The organism is Nostoc sp. TCL26-01 (assembly GCF_013393945.1).
Taxonomy (GTDB): Bacteria; Cyanobacteriota; Cyanobacteriia; order Cyanobacteriales; family Nostocaceae; genus Trichormus.
Genome location: NZ_CP040297.1, coordinates 4689730 through 4706255, shown reverse-complemented (window position 1 = coordinate 4706255; position 16526 = coordinate 4689730). Strand labels below are relative to the sequence as shown.

11 protein-coding genes and 1 pseudogene are annotated in these 16526 nt (G+C 38.9%); 4 read left to right on the top strand and 8 right to left on the bottom strand.

Going from position 1 to position 16526, the window contains the following annotated elements:
- Positions 1-103: 103 nt before the first annotated feature.
- The gene (locus tag FD725_RS20330; RefSeq protein WP_179049819.1) at positions 104-5779 is read left to right on the top strand and encodes an ATP-binding sensor histidine kinase; all 5676 of its coding nucleotides are present in this window, start codon (positions 104-106) and stop codon (positions 5777-5779) included.
- 105 nt (positions 5780-5884) lie between these two features.
- Here the strand turns inward: FD725_RS20330 and FD725_RS20325 are convergent, their stop codons facing one another.
- The 6 genes from FD725_RS20325 to FD725_RS20300 form a co-directional block, all read right to left on the bottom strand.
- Positions 5885-6634 carry a hypothetical protein gene (locus tag FD725_RS20325; RefSeq protein WP_179049818.1) on the bottom strand — a complete coding sequence of 250 codons (750 nt, stop codon included), beginning with the start codon at positions 6632-6634 and terminating at the stop codon, positions 5885-5887.
- Between the two features lie 712 nt (positions 6635-7346).
- Positions 7347-8129 carry a hypothetical protein gene (locus FD725_RS20320; RefSeq protein ID WP_179049817.1) on the bottom strand — a complete coding sequence of 261 codons (783 nt, stop codon included), beginning with the start codon at positions 8127-8129 and terminating at the stop codon, positions 7347-7349.
- 450 nt (positions 8130-8579) lie between these two features.
- Entirely contained in the window at positions 8580-8774 is a 195-nt protein-coding gene (rpsU, locus tag FD725_RS20315) for a 30S ribosomal protein S21 (RefSeq protein WP_067764598.1), read from the bottom strand.
- Between the two features lie 117 nt (positions 8775-8891).
- Positions 8892-9200: an RNA-binding protein gene (locus tag FD725_RS20310; protein WP_179049816.1), complete on the bottom strand. Its 309-nt coding sequence runs from the start codon at positions 9198-9200 to the stop codon at positions 8892-8894.
- 233 nt (positions 9201-9433) lie between these two features.
- Positions 9434-10303: a 3'(2'),5'-bisphosphate nucleotidase CysQ gene (locus FD725_RS20305; protein ID WP_179049815.1), complete on the bottom strand. Its 870-nt coding sequence runs from the start codon at positions 10301-10303 to the stop codon at positions 9434-9436.
- Positions 10300-11166 (bottom strand): sugar kinase, encoded by an 867-nt coding sequence (locus FD725_RS20300; RefSeq protein WP_179049814.1) that lies wholly within the window; start codon positions 11164-11166, stop codon positions 10300-10302. Before FD725_RS20300 ends, FD725_RS20305 begins: the two co-directional genes overlap by 4 nt.
- Positions 11167-11312: 146 nt before the next feature.
- Between FD725_RS20300 and rsmI the strand changes: the two genes are divergently transcribed.
- Positions 11313-12170, top strand: coding sequence for a 16S rRNA (cytidine(1402)-2'-O)-methyltransferase (rsmI, locus tag FD725_RS20295; protein ID WP_179049813.1), 858 nt, complete (start codon positions 11313-11315; stop codon positions 12168-12170).
- A gap of 118 nt (positions 12171-12288) precedes the next feature.
- On the opposite strand, the gene FD725_RS20290 is transcribed toward rsmI, so the two are convergent.
- Positions 12289-12486 (bottom strand): hypothetical protein, encoded by a 198-nt coding sequence (locus FD725_RS20290; protein WP_179049812.1) that lies wholly within the window; start codon positions 12484-12486, stop codon positions 12289-12291.
- 359 nt (positions 12487-12845) lie between these two features.
- Between FD725_RS20290 and mnmE the strand changes: the two genes are divergently transcribed.
- Entirely contained in the window at positions 12846-14237 is a 1392-nt protein-coding gene (gene mnmE / locus FD725_RS20285; RefSeq protein WP_179049811.1) for a tRNA uridine-5-carboxymethylaminomethyl(34) synthesis GTPase MnmE, read from the top strand.
- On the opposite strand, the gene cofG is transcribed toward mnmE, so the two are convergent.
- A complete protein-coding gene (cofG, locus tag FD725_RS20280) occupies positions 14199-15209 on the bottom strand; it encodes a 7,8-didemethyl-8-hydroxy-5-deazariboflavin synthase subunit CofG (RefSeq protein ID WP_179049810.1) in 1011 nt (336 codons plus the stop codon). The two genes, mnmE and cofG, sit on opposite strands and share 39 nt — an antisense overlap.
- A 227-nt stretch (positions 15210-15436) precedes the next feature.
- On the opposite strand from cofG, the pseudogene psbA reads away from it, so the two are divergent.
- A pseudogene (psbA, locus tag FD725_RS20275) lies at positions 15437-16521 on the top strand (photosystem II q(b) protein).
- The last annotated feature ends 5 nt before the right edge of the window (positions 16522-16526 follow it).

Below are 16526 nucleotides of genomic sequence, written 5' to 3'. Positions count from 1 at the left end.
GGATGATTTAAATTAACTTAATTTGTGATTTATAAAATATGAGACAAATAAATGATAAAAGGGAATAATATATCAAAGTAACAAATTGTGTAACAACGCTGCGATGTTAGTATTACCCAATACATTATTTCCTCTTTCAGGATATCGTATCATAGAGCAAATCTATTGGGGCAGTAAAACCTCAGTTTATCGAGGCATCAGAGAACAAGACCAAAAGCCAGTAGTTATTAAACTGATGCGGAATGAATATCCCACCTTTCAAGAAATTGCTCAGTTCCGCAATCAGTACACAATTACTAAAAATCTCAACCTAGAAGGGATAGTCCAACCTCTGATCTTAGAAAACTACCGCAACGGTTACGCTCTAGTCATGGAGGACTTTGGCGGTATCTCGCTCAAAGAGTGGATACAACGTCATGAAAGTACCGAGGGATATTGTCTTGGGTTGAGTGAATTTTTTCATATTGCTATAGCGATCGCCGCTACACTAGAGAAATTACATTGCCATCGCATCATTCATAAAGATATCAAACCTGCCAATATTTTAATCAATCCTTACACTCAAGAAGTTAGACTCATTGACTTTAGCATTGCTACTCTCTTACCCAGAGAAATTCAATTTTTGACAAATCCTCATGTCTTAGAAGGAACAATAGCCTACATATCTCCTGAACAAACAGGGAGGATGAACCGAGGAATTGATTACCGCAGTGATTTTTATTCTTTGGGTGTCACCTTCTTTGAACTCCTCACAGGACAGTTACCGTTCACTAATACTGATCCGATGGAGTTAATTTACTCCCACATTGCCAAAAAACCACCAAACCTAGACAGCATCAAGGAAGAAATACCGCCGATTTTATCTGATATTGTCATGAAACTCATGGCAAAAAATGCCGAAGATCGTTACCAAAGCGCCCACGGACTCAAGCATGATTTGGAAGTTTGTCGTGACAAGTGGCAAAATACTGGCTACATTGCACTTTTTAAATTAGCAGTTAAAGATATCTCCAATCGTTTTCTCATTCCCGAAAAACTCTATGGTCGTCAACTAGAAGTTACCACCTTACTTGCGGCTTTTGAGCGTGTAACTAAAGGTACGACCGAAATGGTTTTAGTTAAAGGGTTATCTGGTATTGGCAAAACTGCTGTCGTCCATGAAGTTCATAAGCCGATTGTTCGCCAGCAAAGCTACTTTATTACAGGGAAATTTGACCAGTTCCAACGCGATATTCCCTTATCAGGACTAGTCCAAGCTTTTCAAGACTTAATCAGACAGATTCTGTTAGCAACTGATGAGCAAATTCAACAGTGGAAAGCGAAGATTCTGTCAGCATTGGGTGAACAAGCTCAGGTAATTATTGATGTCATCCCGGAATTGGAACTAATTATTGGTAAACAATCAGCAGTAACTCAACTCTCAGGTAACGCTGCCCAAAATCGGTTTAATTTTTTACTCCAAAAATTTGTACAGATATTCAGCACAAAAGAACAACCTTTAGTAATTTTCCTTGATGACTTGCAATGGGCAGATACAGCTTCTTTAAGGTTCATTCAATCATTAATGAGTCATAGCAACGCAGTTAAAAATAATTCTTCTTTATTTTTAAATACAACAAAAGAGAATATCTGTACAACCATATTTGAGGAAGAATTTTGGGAAATAGATGAAATAGCAGCGACAGCATCAAACGGAGAAGGATTACTGCTAATTGGTGCATATCGTGATAACGAGATTTATTCAGCACATCCTTTAGCTTTAGCAATACAAGAAATTGAGAAAACAGGAACTAAAGTTAGTCATATTGTTTTAACTCCATTGAATCAAAATCATCTCAATATGTTAATTGCCGATACTCTTTGTTGTCGGGAGGAAATAGCTGTTTCTCTCAGCCAAATGGTGTTTGCTAAAACCAAGGGTAATCCCTTTTTTACAACTCAATTTCTTAAGTCTTTACATCAAGATGGCATTATCAAATTTAACTTTGATGTTGGTTATTGGCAGTACGATATAGAAAAATTACAAGCCTCAGCTCTCACCGATGATGTCGTAGAATTCATGGCAATGCAAATTAAAAAATTGCCAAAAATGACTCAAGAGGTATTACAACTAGCTGCTTGTATTGGTAATGAATTTGACTTAAAAACTCTGGCAATTATCCACGAAAAATCTGTTGTAGATACGGCATCTCACTTGTGGAGTGCCTTACATGAGGGAATAATTTTACCCCAAACTGAAATTTATAAGTTATTTCAAGGCGCTAATAGTGACACAGAAATAATTGTTCGACAGCTACCACATGATACTGATCTGCAAATTCCTAAATACAAATTCATCCACGATCGCGTCCAACAAGCCGCCTATTCGTTAATCCCGGAAAATCAAAGACAGCAAATTCACTTGAAAATTGGATTACTTTTATTAAAAAGTACTCCAGTAATAGAACGAGAAGAAAAGATTTTTCTGTTTGTGAATCAGTTCAATATTGCTCTGGAATTCATCACAGATCAGCATCAGCGTGATGAACTAGCTCAGATGAACCTTGTTGCTGGACGTAAAGCATTAGCTTCAACTGCATATCCAGCTGCACTAAAATATTTAAAAACAGGAATTTGCCTACTTCCCAATGAAAAATGGGAAAGCCATTATGGACTAACTCTCGCTCTCTATGAAACAACAGCAGAAGCAGCATATTTAGCTGGTGATTTTGCACAGATGGAAGAATTTGTGCAAGTAGTCCTAGTCCAAGCAAAAACATTGCTGGAGCAAGTAAAGGTTTATGAGATTAAAATTCAAGCCTATACATCTCAGAATCGACTTTTAGAAGCAATTGCGATCGCCAAAGATGTCCTTAAACAGTTTGGAGTTAATTTTCCAGACAAGCCCAACGAATTGCATATCCAACAAGAATTGGAAGCAACAAATGCCATGTTGACTGAAACAACAATGGATGATTTACACAATTTGCCATTGATGTCATCTGTCGAACATCTCACAATCATGCGGATTGTATCGAGCATGATCCCAGCTACTTACCTTGCAGATCCCTTGCTCTTTCCACTACTGATATTGTCACAAGTTAAACTATCAGTGCATTATGGCAATGCACCTCTATCTGCATTTTGCTATGCCTGCTATGGCATCCTCTTAAATGGTATTAAAAAAGATATCGAAGCAGCTGATCAGTTTGGTCAATTAGCATTAAGTTTGCTTGCCAATTTCAATTACAAGGAAATTACAGCAAAAACTTTGTTTGTGGTTGGGGCATTCATTGTGCATGGGAAATCCCACATTCGGGAAACTTTACCAATTTTATTGGAAGGTTATCAAACAGCAATGGAAGTAGGAAATTTAGAGTTTGTTGGCTATTGTGCTAAAGATATATGCCAGCATTCCTACTTGATAGGTCAAGAATTACTCACATTAGAACAAGAAATACAATCTTATACCCAATCCTTAAATAAAATCAAGCAAACAACTACGTCAAATTATTGCCAAATATATTGGCGATCTGTTCATAAGTTATTAGGAAAAAGTGAAACCTATGATTATTCATCAGGAGAAAAATACAACGAAGATGAAAATCTAACTTTATTTACTGAAGCTAATGATATTACTGGACTACACTACTTTTATTTTCATAAACTTATTCTTTGTTACTTTTTTCACGATTTTGAACAAGCTAGAGAAAAGGCTGAAAAATTTAAGCACTACTTAGCTGGAGGCACAGGATTTGTCACTATACCAATATTTTATTTCTATGATTCTCTCATCGCCCTAGCAATATCTTCAGAAAATAAATCTGATCTAGATAACTTGCTAACTCAAGTGGCTGATAACCAAGCAAAATTAAAGCAATGGGCAGATCATGCACCAATGAATTATTTGCACAAATTTTATTTGGTTGCAGCTGAAAATCATCGTATCATGGGTCAATATGTTGAAGCCATAGAATGCTATGAAAGTGCTATCTCTCTAGCTAGAGAAAATAATTATATTCATGAAGAAGCACTAGCTAATGAACTTGCAGCAAAATTCTATTTTGCATGGGGCAAAATGAAAATCGCTCAAGTCTACATAACAGATGCTTATTATTGTTACAGTCGTTGGGGAGCTAAAGCCAAAGTAGATGATTTAGCAAAACGCTATCCCCAATTACTTACAGCGATTATCCAGCAAGAAAAAATTAGCCATCAAAAAAGAGATGAAATTACCTTTGCTAATTATCAATCTATATCTAACTGGAGTAATCACCAAACAGTTATTGGCTCACAAAAAAGTATTGCTGACTCCTTAGATTTAGCAACTCTCATTAAAGCTTCACAAGTACTTTCTGGAAAAATTGAACTTGAGCAATTACTAGCAACCTTAATGCAAGTTGTAATGGAAAATGCGGGAGCTTCCAAAGCCGCTTTAATTCTTCATCAAAGTGATAATTTAGGACTGAGTATTGCTGCAATTAGTTCCAGTTCATCAGTTGCGCCTATTTCGATCCAGTTACCGTTAAATTCTCTAGAATCTAGTGATGATGTACCGATTACTTTGATTAATTACGTCAAACGCTCTTTAGAAATTTTTGTCACTGATGATGCCAAAACAGTGACTTTTTTGAGTAGCGATCGCTATATTATTCGTGAACAACCCAAAAGCCTTTTATGTATTCCTATTATCAATCAAGGTAAATTATTAGGTGTTCTTTATCTAGAAAATAACCTGACAACAGGAGTATTCACACGCGATCGTTTAGAAGTTCTGAAACTCCTGACTACTCAAGCGGCAATTTCTCTAGAAAATGCTATGCTCTATCAGAATGTGGCACAAGCAAATCAAAGCTTAGAAGAATACAGTCATAGCTTAGAAGCAAAAGTGGAGTATAGAACACAGGAGCTATACGAAAAAAATCAACATCTACAGCAAGCTTTGCAAGAACTAAAACGTACACAAACGCAATTAATTCAAAGTGAAAAGATGTCTTCTTTGGGGCAAATGGTAGCGGGTATTGCTCACGAAATTAATAACCCCATCAACTTTATTCATGGCAATATCACTTATGCAAGCGCATACATTCAAAGTTTATTGGAATTAATTGCTGTCTATCAGCAAGAATATCCTCAGCCTACAAATCGAGTAAAACAGAAAGCTGCAGCCATTGAATTAGATTATTTGCTAGAGGATTTACCGAATATTATCGAATCCATGAAAAGTGGTAGCTCACGGATTAGTCATATTATTCTCGGTTTACGCAACTTCTCCCGCTTAGATGAATCAGAAATGAAACCTGTTGATATTCATGAAGGTATTGATAATACTCTGATGATTTTACAACACAGGTTGAACGCCAATGATGGTTCACCCAAAATTCAAGTAGTCAAAGATTATGGGCAATTACCGCAAATTACTTGTTATGCCGGGCAACTCAATCAGGTTTTTATGAATATTATCAGTAATGCGATCGATGTTTTAGACGAATCACTTGTCAATGTCTCAATAATTAATCAGCCAACAACTATTGATCATCCCACAATTTGTATTCGCACTGAATTAACCAAATTAAACACAGTCCAAATCCGTATTGCTGATAACGGTGCTGGGATGACAGAGGAAGTGCGGCAAAAAATCTTTGATCCGTTTTTTACTACTAAAACTGTAGGAACTGCTACAGGCTTAGGTTTGTCTATTAGTTATCAAGTCATTGTAGAACAGCATAAGGGTAAATTAACTTGTAATTCTGCTCCCATACAAGGAACAGAATTTATCATTGAGATTCCCAATATTTGAGCTAGATATCTCGTAGAGGTTTACAAATGTACCCCTCTACAAATGAGCAGCTTTATTGGCAAAAGTTGACATACCTGTATTGGTAGATATCTAGCCTGATAGAGTTCATGCAGATATTACTGCTTGCTTAATCTTCATTTTTGTAGTGAATGGTTGATGGTAAGAGTGTGTCTTGGCAAATGTTACCATTTCATTACACACATCTGTAAAATCTGCAAACACTCTATTTACCAAAGTAAAAGCTTTTTCTTGTTGTTCTTGTGTCAATTGGATGTTTTCAATAAAATTTTCGACATTTTCCATATCCGCTTGTAGATGTCCTTGCTCTACAGCATGATGAGATTCACCAAAATAAGGATAATGTTGCTTAGTGATTTGCCGCAGTTCATTTGTGACTTGTGCGGTTGCAAACGAAAATACGAAACCCATTGCTTCTATAGATTCAATGATAGCTAGTTTCATCAAAACATCTTCTTCAAAAGTACACAAAGCAAATAAGTTACGAGAAAATTGGCGGATTTTTTGTGTTTCCTCACCCCACAAAAATCTCAGTGTATCTGTAAAGTTAATTGAGTGATCTAATTGCAGCAATTTAATATCTTGTAGAAACCATACCCAGTGACGAGCATCTTCATATGTATGCAGGTTGATCATCTCTTGAATTTTGTCAGTCGCTGGTTCTTTTCGCAAAATATCCTTGTTAAAATCTCTAAAATCCATCGCAAAGAATGCAAAACAAGGAGCCCATGCAAGCCTTTGTTTAGGATCAATATTTGTATCTTGCAGAAAATCAAAGAATGCTAATTTAGTGAGTTCTTGTTTTCTTTTTTCTATTAATGCTAGAACTTCTCTCATTTTAATTACCAAGTATTTGAGTTGTTAGGTTTTTCGCTAATGGGCTAATTTGATTGAAAAACGCTATATCTAGGGAATAAGACTGTTCTTGAAAACAGACTAGTTATAAAAAATACTTCATAACTAGCTCTCAGTAGCTTACGATTATGCAACAGGATTTTTAATTAAGTCTCAGTATTTTAACTTAATTAAACTTACTTAACTATTTTTTTATATTTTCACAAAAAATATAACTGTAATATTCTGTAATTACTAAGAAACATTGAGTTTTTTATATACATCGTATAAAATTATACTTTTTTGTTTGGGCGGTAAGTGTGTCTTTGATATTTTTTTTACAAAAAAAATACCAAACATATTTTGTATAGCTAAAAATCAATAAAAGCATATAAAAGTTTATTAAAGTATATCATTTGTATAAACCAATATTTAGTAAATTTTAATACTTTTAACTTAAGCGGTTGCACTTACTAGTCAAGAAACCATGACATAATCTAATTCATGTAAAAATTTTATCCCCTCAATGAAAAAAAGTAGTGATGAGATAAACCCTATATTTATGGGATTTTATACTTAATTACAGTGAAAATACATAGTATAAATTTAGGGATATAAATATTACAATACAAACTAAATATTGATCAGTACTAAATATTCTCAGGGTAAATACTGATGTCAAAAGCCAAGTATTATGTGAATAATTTTGACATAGCTATGGTTGTGCTGATCGCTCACGTATAGGTAAGTTTAAGTTCTCAGCGATCGCTGACAAGTATGGCTGAAAAACCCCTAAATCTTCTAGGTTGGCAAATTTTCCTGTGATGGAGGCTGGATTAAAGGACGTATTAATCACATAAAGTGTTGTGCCGTCGTAAGTCACATAACCAATGTATTGCTCTTGGATTCCCCCCTCTGGCTTAATTCCTACAAAACCGTAGCGCATTCCGGGTAACTGACCAATAGTTACTTGTTGAGGAGGATAATTTGAGAAAATTACCTTATTCCCATATTTAGCTTGATGATTTTTGGCAAAAGCTGTGTATGAATCTGCAACCCAAGATTGGAGTGCTTTGACTAGTTTGGTTTGGGATGTAGGATTTTGATAGTCTAATTTAGAGCCTAATGGAATAGAGGACTCTGTGAGATGCTTTTGGAAATTCGGATCATTTTGCGCTGGATACAACTCAGCTGCTACTGTACCCAAACTTACACCTTTGGCAGAAACGCACAGTAAAGGCTCGTTTCCCTCACAAGGTATAATTTCCCAACCATTAGGCGCAGAATTACTCCCTAACAATTTTTTCCAAATATTTCCCTGTTTTGACTTAGAACTTGTTAATGCAGTTGGTTGAGAATTAATAGTCTTAGTTGGAGTTACTACAGAAGAGGATTTGGGATCTTTGGTTGTAGAAAATAGAGGGAGAACAAATTTTGCTCCCAATGGGATGAGGGCTATTAAAATCACACCAATGATCAGATGATAAACACGTAACATTTTTTTGAAAATCTCAAAATAAAAACTAACTATAGATCAAATAAACATCCCCATAAAATTAATTTGGTGCTGTCAGAAACTCTTTTAGAGACGTAGCAGGCTACGTTTCTACATGATTTTTGGGAAATGTCTAATCTATCTACAATACTTTGTGAGTATACATGAGTGTAGATAAATATCTATCTGAGTTACAAAAATGAAACGCTATTAACCAGCTTTTCCACATTGGTATTATCTATATCAATCATCAGTATGGGTGATAAACAAGATCCCCGCCTTTTATAAAAAGACGGGGATCTCAGGTATTTACGTTTAATAACCTATCCAAGAGATAGGGGTTTTATAAGCACATCAAGGCATCAACACCTAGCACTCAACTTGAATGTTGGTTAATTAAGCGCCAATTTTATCAGAGATGTTACTCAAGGATGTTCGCCAGTTAGTCAAGACTTATCTGAAGCGAGTGTGGTTGCGACGATTTTGTTTATGTCTAGCCACTGCTTTACGCTTTTCCTTTTCTAACGGCGTTTCAAAGTGGCGCTTTTTCCTCATATCTTGGAAAATTCCTGCTTTAGAAACTTCCCGCTTGAATCTCCGTAATGCCGACTCAATTCCCTCATTCTCCCCTAAAACTACTTGTGTCATTCGCATTCCTCCCCATGATGGATGAATAGTTGAAGACTGGAGACAAAATAAAACATTCCAGCAGATTTGAGCCTTGGCTTTACCTGCTGGAGACTCTAAAGGCGCTGTTTGTAGGCTTTAGTAACGGCGGTTACTGCGGTTATTATTGCCCCAGCTACCGCCTCCACGTGGAGAGCTTCTTTCTTCACGTGGTTTAGCTTTGTTTACCTTTAAATCACGACCCATCCATTCAGCACCATCAAGTGCTTCAATAGCGGCATTTTCTTGAGCTTCTGTTTCCATTTCTACAAAAGCAAACCCACGAGGACGTCCAGTTTCACGGTCGGTAGGCAACTGAACGCGGTTAACTTTTCCGTACTCTGCAAAGGCTAGCTTTAGATCTTCCTCTGTAACTTGGTAGGATAAGTTACCGATGTAAATTGACATACAATGTCTCCGAATTCAGGAAATGTAGAGAGTTAAATTCGGAGAGATACTTTTTATAAATCAAAATGAGTCACTCAACCGAAAATAATTCTTATAGACACAACTATAGCACAGCTGTTAAATATTGGCAGGATTTAGACAGCTTATCTATAATAATGGTTGGTAATTGTTTGAATTCTGGAAACAGTCGGTTATTTGGTGAAAACCCTCAATGTTAGATTGCTCAGTAGAAGTTATGTTTCTAGCTGTGCCAAGATTTTTTTGGCTTCCTCACAGAGTTTTTCATGATAATGACCGTTGCTTGCAAGCAAACTACCCCATTGATTAATGTCTCCAGTATTATATTCTAATATAGTTCCATCAAAGTGTGTGAATTTACCACCAGCTTCTGTCAAAATTAACTCTGGGGCTGCAATATCCCAGTCTTTAGGAGCAGATTTACCAGACAAGGAAATGTAAAGGTCTGCTTGCTGTTCGAGAATGGTAGCAATTTTACAACCCACACTACCAACAGCTTTTTGATGGCGACAGGGTAAATTCTGCAATAGATAATCTAATCTTTGATTGCGGTGGGAACGGCTGACGACTATTATTAAATCCTCCAGTCTTTGATTTTTGTGGGTGAAGGATAATTGTACTGGTACGGAATCATTGTGAGTTTCGACAAATGTACCTCCGTCTTTGGTCGCATAGTATAATTTTTTTGCTTCTGGGATGGCTACAACAGCTAAGATAGTCCTGTTTTCTTTAACTAGGGCAATGTGAACTGCGTAATCCCCTGTTTTTTCAATAAAGTCGCGTGTTCCATCAAGAGGATCAATAATCCATACCCATTTAGATGTAGATGATAGGTCTATATTTAATTGTGATTGATAAGTTTCTTCACTGATATAGATAAAATCTTCTTGCCCCAGTGCTGATTGCAGCTGCTCTAAGATATATTGACTAACAGCAATATCAGCTATGGTGACAGGCTCGTTTTGCTTATACTCGATTCCCAGATTTAAATCTGCTGCTGTCTGGTGATAATAAGAGTGTAGGATTTTTGCTGCACCCCAACCTACTGTACGAGCGATCGCTAGTATTTCTTGTAAGTCTTTCATTCTACATCCATCCAACGGCGCGTACCAAAATGTTTACAAGCATTGGCGGCAATTATCGCTGCTTTCTCCAGTGCATCAGCAAAACTTGTTTGTAAAATGTAGTGGCAAAAAGCACCGTGCAAAATATCTCCAGCCCCAAGTGTATCTACTGCTCGAATAGCAGGTACATTTACAGTACCAGTTTTTTCACCACTTAAGTATTCAATTGGCTGTTCTCCGTGGGTGATAGCGATGTGGGGAATTCCCCAGTTGTGGAGATAGGCAAAAACTGTTGCTGGGGAATCACAATTAGGAGGGTGAAAGTTCGCCGAACAAATGGCGTAATCTACAAATGGCAAGATTTTTTCCAATCCTGGTTTCCAGCTACCACCATCAACAACGACAGGAATATTATCTGCTTTAGCGATTTGGGCTACGGTATGACCTACTTTTATTTGATGTCCATCAATGAGGACTATATCAATATTATGTAAAATATCTGGGGGAATTGAGTCATCATTAGCTTGTGTTTTTACAGCATTAATAGAAATGACAGCTCGTTCACCTGTGTTTTGGGTAACAATAATTGAAGAGACAGGGGGTGCAGTATCGGTAGTAGGATCAAGATCAGCGATCGCCACTGGATATTTATGTAAATCAGAGCGAATTAATTCTGTCATTGGGTGGGAACCTAGCACAATCAAAGCTGTAGCTTGATTACCCAAATAACTAAATGTCACCGCCGCATTGGTAGCAGGACCACCAGCAGCTACAGTATAGTCAACAGCAACTAGTTTTTGATTATTTTTGGGTGCAGATTCAGCTAGATAAATTAAATCTAACGTGACTAAACCTACAAATAAACCACGATAAGATTTTGTCATTGGTCAATAGTCATTAGTCAATAGTCATTAGTCAATAGATTTTCTTCTTGTCCCTGACTCAGCACTCAGCACTCCCTCACTCCCTCACTCCTCCACTCCCTCACTCCTCCATTCCCTCACTCAGCACTCATCACTCATTACTCTGAATGCAAACTGATCCTCAACCTAGAACACTATATATAGTTGGTACACCCATTGGTAACTTGGAAGATATCACTTTTCGGGCTGTGCGAATTTTGCAGACGGTGGATTTGATTGCGGCAGAAGATACGCGCCATACAGGGAAACTGTTACAGCATTTGCAGATTAAGACACCCCAGATTAGTTATCATGAACATAATCGTACCAGTCGTATTCCCGAATTGTTAGAAAATTTGCAGACTGGTAAAGCGATCGCTTTGGTGAGTGATGCGGGTATGCCTGGTATATCTGATCCTGGATATGAATTGGTGAAGGCTTGTGTTGAAGCGGGATTAACCGTTGTGCCAATTCCCGGTGCGAGTGCTGCAATTACGGCTTTGAGTGCGGCTGGACTACCAACAGATCGGTTTGTGTTTGAGGGTTTTTTGCCAGCTAAGAGTCAACAAAGACGAGAATATTTAGAGTTTTTGCAAACAGAGTCCCGTACTTTAATTTTCTATGAATCGCCGCACCGTTTGCGGGAAACTTTACAAGATTTAGCACAAGTGTGGGGAAGCGATCGCCAAATTGTATTAGCACGGGAATTAACTAAATTATATGAGGAATTTTGGCGGGGAAATATTGCCGAAGCGATCGCTCACTACCAACAACGAGAACCCCAAGGAGAATACACTATAATAGTTGCTGGTAATATTGCTAACGAAACCCAATTAACGGAAGCCCAACTCAAAGCTGAATTGCAACAGTTAATTAGTCAAGGGATAACGCGATCGCAAGCTAGTCGTCAATTGGCAAAATATACTGCTTTAAACCGCCGCCAAATTTATCAACTAGCCCTTTCTATAGTTGTCGATCCTGAGTAAGTTGCTAGTTATCAATTTTAGGACTGGTTATGGGTAACGATAAAGAATTCCCCATCAATTCTCAATTACCAATCACCAAATCCAAAAACTATATTTACATAACTAGCAACTCGGATGATTAATCTTCAGGCAGAACCCACTTTGGTGGTTCCGTCATTTTTTTGCGTAGACGTTCTTCCGCGATTTGCAGCATTTGGTCTAGAGAAGTCTCAGCAATAAATTGGGATGTAGCTTCTCTGAACTCAATATTTGGGCATTTGTTCCCCAAAACACAGCCGTTGACGCAAGCTTGAGCGCAGTCAATTTTTTGCTCCACAGTTAACTCCTCTCTACTTGGGGCGTTTTTCTACCCTCCAGATAAATTTTACCTTGCTCTTTGCTATGTAATTAGTCTCTATACTTACCATTTTAGGTAATAAGTAAGAGTCATTGGTCAATAGTCAATAGTCAATAGTCATTGGTCATTAGCATTTCTTCTTCTCCCCTGCACCCCTACCAAATCAGTTACCAGTTAACAGTTATCAGTTACCAGTTAATAAACGTTCACTGTTCACTGTTCACTGTTCACACCCCTGCACCCCCCACTCAGCACTCAGCACTCCCCCACTCCCTCACTCCCTCACTCCCTCACTCCAATCCTTGTTACGCTAATCATATATATGTAAAAAGACGCTGATGTCGGAACTGTTAGCTACTACTGGAACTATTGCGGCGATCGCTACTGCTATTGTCCCTCAACAAGGTAGCGTGGGAATTGTGCGAGTGTCTGGTTCTCAGGCGCTGGCGATCGCACAAACTCTATTTCATGCTCCAGGGAAGCAAGTTTGGGAGAGTCACCGGATTCTCTACGGTTACATCCGTCATCCCCAAACCCGGCAATTAGTAGATGAAGCCTTGTTACTGATCATGAAAGCGCCTCGTTCTTACACCCGCGAAGATGTGATCGAATTTCATTGTCATGGCGGTATTATGGCGGTGCAACAGGTGTTGCAACTGTGTTTAGAAAATGGGGCTAGGCTAGCGCAGGCGGGAGAATTTACACTCCGAGCATTTTTGCATGGGAGGTTAGATTTAACTCAGGCTGAGGGTATTGCTGATTTGGTAGGAGCTAAATCACCCCAAGCAGCCCAAGCCGCTTTAGCTGGTTTGCAAGGAAAATTAGCTCATCCGATTCGACAGTTACGCACTAACTGCTTAGATATTTTGGCGGAGATTGAAGCTCGGATTGATTTTGAGGAAGACTTGCCTCCGTTGGATGATAAAGTCATCATATCAGCAATTGAAAACATTAGCGCAGAAATTTCTCGGTTACTGGCGACTAAAGATCAGGGTGAACTACTGCGTTCAGGGTTAAAAGTAGCAATTGTCGGTCGTCCCAATGTAGGTAAATCCAGTTTGTTGAATGCTTGGAGTCAGAGCGATCGCGCCATTGTCACTGATTTACCCGGTACAACCCGTGATGTAGTGGAATCCCAGTTAGTTGTGGGGGGAATTCCCGTACAGGTGTTAGATACAGCAGGCATTCGAGCCACATCTGACCAAGTAGAAAAAATTGGTGTAGAGCGATCGCGTCATGCTGCCAATACAGCCGATTTAGTCTTACTGACCATCGATGCTGCTACTGGGTGGACAACAGACGACCAAGAAATTTACGAACAAGTACAACACCGTCCCCTAATTTTGGTCATTAATAAAATCGATTTAGTCGAAAAACAATTCCTCACATCTTTAAAATATCCCCAAAATATTCATCACATTGTCTATACAGCAGCAGCCCAAAAACAAGGTATTTCTCATCTGGAAACAGCTATATTAGCCCTAGTTAAAACCGAAAAACTCCAAGCAGCTGATATGGATTTAGCAATTAATCAAAGACAAGCAGCCGCACTCACTCAAGCTAAAATCTCTTTAGAACAGGTACAAGCTACAATCAATCAACAGTTACCCCTAGATTTTTGGACAATTGATTTACGGGGAGCCATTCATGCACTAGGAGAAATCACCGGGGAAGAAGTTACAGAATCAGTGCTAGATAGGATTTTTAGTAAGTTTTGTATTGGCAAATAAATCATGCTGAATTAGCAATTTTCGCCACTGCTTTACCACCTCTTGCAACTCTGCTGATAACCAATCATCAAACTGGGGATACACAGGCAAACGTGGCACTAATTCCCAACCCCCAGACTGTAAAATTTCTTGTAAAGTTTGTGCCTGAAGATGAGGATAATCAGGATTTACCTCATCTTTGGGGCTAATTCCTCCTAAATCTCTAGCACCAGCTTCTACACAAGCGAGTAACCATTGTTTATCTTTAACTAAGTTTGGGGGAATTTGAATTGTGATGTCTAGTGGTAGAATTTGACGTGCTTGAGCAATCACTTCTGGTAATTGATGCGGATTAAATGGTGGCGCATCAAAAGTTTGCTGAGTTCCTGGACTATGGGGTTGGAGAATAACTTCTTGAATGTGATGGTAGCGTTGATGCAAATTGGCGATCGCTGTCAACGTTTCCCACCAATCCTCAACAGTTTCTCCAATCCCCAAAAGTAATCCAGTTGTAAAAGGAATTTGCAATTTTCCTGCCCACTCTAATTGTTGTAGCCTTAGTTCTGGTAACTTACTTGGTGCATGACGATGCACTGTCTCTAATAATTTTGGTGTTAACTGTTCCAACATTAAACCCATCGAAACATTAACGTTTTTTAGCTGTTGCATCTCTGCAAAACTCAGTGGCCCCGCATTCGTATGGGGGAGAAAACCCATTGTTAACGCTGATTTACATAAATCATAGATTCTTTGGAACCATGCGGAACGCTGTGATGAATTGGGGTGGACTTCACCACTCAAAATGAGGATTTCACAGACTTTGTGGTTTTGCAATTGCTTGAAGATAGTTTCTGCTGTGGATAGACTCATCCAAGGGCTATTGCCAGGGTCAGTGCGAAAGTTACAGTAGCTACAACGATTGAAGCATTCATAGGTAGGCACAATCGTGTAAGCAGGGCTATAAGTAATGATGGAAAAATTAGCAACTGGCATGAGGCAGAATTTTTTATATGAATTATTAATATTTGTAATAAGGAGCCGAAAAAGTTTACCTTGTCTGTTTCTGCAAACCCTTGCAGATACTTAGTTATAGGATTTTAGCCAAAATTATCTAAAAATTCTTTCTCAAAACTCTTTACAAAACTAAATATTAAGATTAATGTAGTAAGCAAGGTAGAAACACCTACCAAAAACATACATAAAACCGCAATCATAAAGCAATGACCGCAACCTTACAACAGCGCCAAAGCGCCAACGTATGGGAACAGTTCTGCAACTGGATCACCAGCACCAACAACCGCATATACATCGGCTGGTTCGGCGTATTAATGATCCCCACCTTGCTAGCTGCAACCACCTGCTTCATCATCGCCTTCATCGCCGCCCCCCCCGTAGACATCGACGGCATCCGTGAACCAGTAGCAGGTTCATTAATGTACGGAAACAACATCATCTCCGGAGCAGTAGTACCATCATCCAACGCAATTGGACTACACTTCTACCCAATATGGGAAGCAGCATCATTAGACGAGTGGTTATACAACGGAGGTCCATACCAACTAGTAGTATTCCACTTCTTAATCGGAGTATTCTGCTACCTAGGACGTGAATGGGAACTATCATACCGCCTAGGAATGCGTCCATGGATCTGCCTAGCCTTCTCCGCCCCCCCGTAGCAGCAGCAACAGCAGTATTCTTGGTATACCCAATCGGACAAGGATCATTCTCAGACGGAATGCCCTTGGGTATCTCTGGAACCTTCAACTTCATGATCGTGTTCCAAGCAGAGCATAACATCCTGATGCACCCCTTCCATATGTTAGGAGTAGCAGGAGTATTCGGTGGAAGCTTATTCAGTGCAATGCACGGAAGCTTAGTAACATCTTCCTTAGTTCGTGAAACCAGCGAAAACGAATCACAGAACTACGGCTACAAATTCGGACAAGAAGAAGAAACCTACAACATCGTGGCAGCCCACGGCTACTTCGGTCGTCTCATCTTCCAATACGCATCCTTCAACAACAGCCGTTCCTTGCACTTCTTCCTAGCAGCATGGCCAGTGATTGGTATCTGGTTCACCGCCCTAGGCGTAAGCACAATGGCGTTCAACTTGAACGGATTCAACTTCAACCAATCCATCATCGACTCTCAAGGTCGTGTAATCAATACCTGGGCTGACATCATCAACCGCGCTAACTTGGGTATGGAAGTCATGCACGAGCGCAATGCTCACAACTTCCCCTTAGATTTGGCTGCTGCTGAGTCTGCTCCTGTGGCTATCAGCGCTCCTGCTATCCACGGTTAATCTTT

Coding starts and splice junctions, on each gene's coding strand:
- FD725_RS20330 (WP_179049819.1), top strand. CDS start 104: ATGTTAGTATTACCCAATACATTATTTCCTCTTTCAGGATATCGTATC.
- FD725_RS20325 (WP_179049818.1), bottom strand. CDS start 6,634: ATGAGAGAAGTTCTAGCATTAATAGAAAAAAGAAAACAAGAACTCACT.
- FD725_RS20320 (WP_179049817.1), bottom strand. CDS start 8,129: ATGTTACGTGTTTATCATCTGATCATTGGTGTGATTTTAATAGCCCTC.
- rpsU (WP_067764598.1), bottom strand. CDS start 8,774: ATGACACAAGTAGTTTTAGGGGAGAATGAGGGAATTGAGTCGGCATTA.
- FD725_RS20310 (WP_179049816.1), bottom strand. CDS start 9,200: ATGTCAATTTACATCGGTAACTTATCCTACCAAGTTACAGAGGAAGAT.
- FD725_RS20305 (WP_179049815.1), bottom strand. CDS start 10,303: ATGAAAGACTTACAAGAAATACTAGCGATCGCTCGTACAGTAGGTTGG.
- FD725_RS20300 (WP_179049814.1), bottom strand. CDS start 11,166: ATGACAAAATCTTATCGTGGTTTATTTGTAGGTTTAGTCACGTTAGAT.
- rsmI (WP_179049813.1), top strand. CDS start 11,313: ATGCAAACTGATCCTCAACCTAGAACACTATATATAGTTGGTACACCC.
- mnmE (WP_179049811.1), top strand. CDS start 12,846: ATGTCGGAACTGTTAGCTACTACTGGAACTATTGCGGCGATCGCTACT.
- cofG (WP_179049810.1), bottom strand. CDS start 15,209: ATGCCAGTTGCTAATTTTTCCATCATTACTTATAGCCCTGCTTACACG.